The sequence below is a fragment of the Novosphingobium sp. fls2-241-R2A-195 genome (assembly GCF_030209485.1).
Taxonomy (GTDB): domain Bacteria; phylum Pseudomonadota; class Alphaproteobacteria; order Sphingomonadales; family Sphingomonadaceae; genus Novosphingobium; species Novosphingobium resinovorum.
Window position 1 is genome coordinate 1 of record NZ_JARVRY010000058.1, and the last position, 1,359, is coordinate 1,359.

Consider the following 1,359-nt stretch of genomic DNA (forward strand, 5'->3'; position numbering starts at 1 on the left):
GGTCGTGTCCCGCGGGGTGGTGTAGGAAGGTTTCCCTGAGAGGGTGGCCACCGTCGATCTTCTGGTAGGGTTCGGATGCGAACTCGAACCTGGAGAAGAAGACGATGACCGACGACAGAATGGCCCTTGTCGAGCTAATTGAGCAAGGGGCTGATAGCGATTTGGTGCGTGAGATGCTGGCTTTCGCCGCGGAGCGCATGATGGATCTGGAGATCGAGGCGAAGACGGGCGTGCCTTGCGGATCACGCAGCCCGGAGCGGCTGAACCACCGCAACGGCTACCGCGAGCGCAGTTGGGATACGCGAGCTGGCCGGATTGATCTGGCAATCCCGAAGCTGCGCAAAGGCAGTTACTTCCCGAGCTTCTTGGAGCCACGCCGCACCGCCGAGAAGGCCTTGGCGGCAGTGATCCAGGAAGCCTACGTTCACGGCGTTTCGACCCGTTCGGTCGACGATCTGGTCAAGGCTATGGGCGCCAGCGGTGTATCAAAGAGCCAGGTCAGCCGTTTGGTTGCCGAGATAGACGAGCGGGTGAATGCCTTCCTTACGCGGCCCATTGAAGGTGAGTGGCCCTATCTATGGATCGACGCCACCTACCTCAAAGAGCGCGAGGGCGGACGGATTGTCTCGACGGCGGCGATAATCGCGGTGGGCGTCAACACCGATGGCCGGCGCGAGGTTCTGGGCGTAGCCACCGGCCCGTCGGAAGCCGAACCCTTCTGGAAAGCCTTCCTGCGCTCGCTGGCGGATCGCGGCCTGCGAGGTGTGAAGCTGGTCATCTCCGACGATCACAAAGGGCTGCGCGCCGCGGCCAGCAAGGTATTTGCCGCAACCCAGCAGCGCTGCCGGGTGCACTGGATGCGCAACGCGTTTGCCCATGCCGCGCCGAAACAACGACCCGCTGTCATTGCCATGATCAAGACCATCTTCGCGCAGGAAACGGCCGAGGCAGCGCACCAGCAGTGGGACCAAGTTGCTGATGCCCTGCGCGAGAAGTTTCCAAAGCTGGCCGACATGATGGACGCATCACGCGAAGACGTGCTCGCCTACATGGCCTTCCCCAAGGATCATTGGGCGCAGATCGCGTCCACCAACCCGCTGGAAAGAGTCAACAAGGAGATCAAGCGAAGGGCCGACGTGATCGGCATATTCCCGAATGACGCTGCCGTCGTTCGTCTCGTCGGAGCGCTCATGCTGGAGCAGAACGATGAGTGGGCGGTATCGCGCCGCTACATGACACTGGAAACTCTCGGCTCGGTGAGCCATAACCCTATTGTCAGCTTGCCAGCACTGGCCGCCTGACCTGAACCTGATCCTGCCGTAGATCGACGGTTCCTACACCACCCCGCGGGACACGACC

General features: G+C 61.8%; 1 protein-coding gene. It reads left to right on the forward strand.

The annotated features are described in order from the left end of the window. The first annotated feature begins 104 nt into the window (after positions 1-104). On the forward strand, positions 105-1,301 hold the full coding sequence (locus QRN25_RS26200; RefSeq protein ID WP_103094720.1) for an IS256 family transposase: 1,197 nt from the start codon (positions 105-107) through the stop codon (positions 1,299-1,301). The last annotated feature ends 58 nt before the right edge of the window (positions 1,302-1,359 follow it).

Excerpts from the sequence above, each read along its gene's own strand:
- QRN25_RS26200 (WP_103094720.1), top strand. The coding sequence starts at position 105 with ATGACCGACGACAGAATGGCCCTTGTCGAGCTAATTGAGCAAGGGGCT.